Origin of the sequence: Protofrankia sp. Cr1 (genome assembly GCF_963555865.1) — a bacterium.
Taxonomy (GTDB): Bacteria; Actinomycetota; Actinomycetes; order Frankiales; family Frankiaceae; genus Protofrankia.
Window position 1 is genome coordinate 8534 of record NZ_CAUVXO010000184.1, and the last position, 2074, is coordinate 10607.

Annotated in this window: 1 protein-coding gene; it reads left to right on the plus strand. The window is 64.8% G+C overall.

Annotated features, from left to right (window positions below):
* The first annotated feature begins 220 nt into the window (after nt 1-220).
* Nucleotides 221-1969 (plus strand): ATP-binding protein, encoded by a 1749-nt coding sequence (locus U9980_RS15260; RefSeq protein ID WP_322768517.1) that lies wholly within the window; start codon nt 221-223, stop codon nt 1967-1969.
* Nucleotides 1970-2074 lie beyond the last annotated feature (105 nt).

The window sequence follows — 2074 nt, forward strand, 5'->3', positions numbered from 1 at the left end:
GCGTCGAAGGGCAGGACTTTATCCCGGAATACCGCAAAGACGTCGTCGGCGGCCGCCAGCAGCAGTTCGCGGCGGCGACCGATCGGCAGTCGGACGATGCCGTCACGCACCTCAGCCAGGCTCACCGAGGTCGTGTTCAAGGCGGCACCCGGCCACTGTTCATGCCAACTATCATGCTAGCTAGCATGCCAACTAGCATGGTCGCTGGTGAGGAGGCTGGATGCTCGACGTCGAACTCGCGGAGATCGTCGACAACCTTCGCACCATCGGTGCGGACATCACCGACGTGGAGGTGAAGAAGGCCCACGGCGGGTTGCCGAAGTCGCTGCGCGAGACTCTCTCGGGGTTCGCGAACACGCGAGGCGGTGTGGTCGTCCTTGGTCTGGACGAGGCTCAGGGCTTTGTGGCGACGGGACTTCCCGATCCGGCGAGGCTCGCAGCTGATCTCGGTTCCATGTGCTCCGAGGACATGGAACCGCCGTTGCGGCTACTGATCAAAATCCACGACTTCGAGGGCGCCCAGATCATGGTCGCCGAGGTCCCTGAGCTCGATCCCGCGCGGAAACCCTGCTACTCACGTGGGGCCGGCATCACCAAGGGCAGCTACGTCAGGGTGGGCGACGGTGATCGTCGACTGTCGGCCTACGAGGTACAGATGATGCTCTCGTCACGTGGTCAGCCCCGTGAGGACGAGCAGGCGGTCCCCGGCGTTGGTCTCGATCAACTGGATGCGACCACTGTCGATGCATTGGTCGCCCGGCTGAGGATCAGCAGGCCCTACGCCTTCAAGGACTTGGACCGCTTGGCAGTGCTGCGTCGCGCCAAGGTGCTCGTGACCCGGCGCGACGGCGGGGACGAGGTATCGCTGGGAGGCTTGCTCGCACTCGGTAGGTATCCGCAGGAGCACTTCCCGCAGCTGATGGTCACCTTCGTTCACTACCCGACCGAGACCGGCGGCCGGTCCACCGAGAGGTTCCTGGACAACGTGACGTTGGAAGGCCCGGTCCCGGTCATGCTCCGCGACACGCTGGCGGTCGTCCGCCGGAACATGTCTCGTCGGGCTGTCGTCGGGGGTGCGGGCCGGCAGGATGTCTGGGAGTACCCCGAGACCGCTCTGCGTGAAGCCGTCGTCAACGCCTTGGTCCATCGGGACCTGTCCGGGGGCGCTCGAGGCGCCCAAGTCCAGATCGAGATGTACCCCGACCGCCTGGTGATCCGCAATCCGGGCGGCCTGTTCGGTCCTGTCACGGTCGACAGCCTCGGCGAAGAAGGCGTCTCCTCGGCCCGCAACGCCACCCTCATCAAGATCCTCGAAGACGTTCCGCTGCCCGGCGAGACCCGCTCCGTCTGCGAAAACCGCGGGTCGGGCATCCGCGCCATGCTCGACTCGCTGCTCGCCGCAGGAATGAGCCCACCGGACTTCAACGACAAGATCTCGTCGTTCGTCGTCGTTTTCCCCAACCACACCTTGCTGAGCGAGGAGACCGTTGCTTGGATCAGCGGGTTGGGTGAGAACGGCCTGACCGACAGCCAATGCGTCGCCCTCGCGCTCCTGCGCCAGGAAGGAATCCTCGATAACCCCGCCTACCGCAACGCGACGGGAGTCGACTCCCGTATCGCCACCAGCGAGCTTCGGGACCTGGTCGCTCGCGAACTCGTCACCCAGACCGGAACCCGCCGTTGGGCCAGGTACCAACTGTCCTGGCGAACAACGTCAGCGAAAGACCAGTCTTCTCGGGCCGACCGCCGACCGGAGCTGCTCGTCGCCCTCGGCAACGAGATTCTCTCACGCTCCGAACTCGTTACACGGACCGGTCTCAGCGACCAGACCATCCGACGATGGCTGAAGATCATGCGAGACGAAGGCTCGGTCGACATCGTCGGCAACAGCCTCAAGAGCAAACACGTCCGCTACCGCCGCACCTACCAGAATCTGCTCTTCCGTTCCGAAGACACAGACCGCGACTGACCACTCTCCGTGGGCCCTTAGGGTAGCTGGCGGGGCTTCAGCGGGGTGCTGGGACGGTGCGGGCGATCCGACGAACCATCGTCCGGACCATGACCAGGCAATCTA

Coding starts and splice junctions, on each gene's coding strand:
- U9980_RS15260 (WP_322768517.1), top strand. CDS start 221: ATGCTCGACGTCGAACTCGCGGAGATCGTCGACAACCTTCGCACCATC.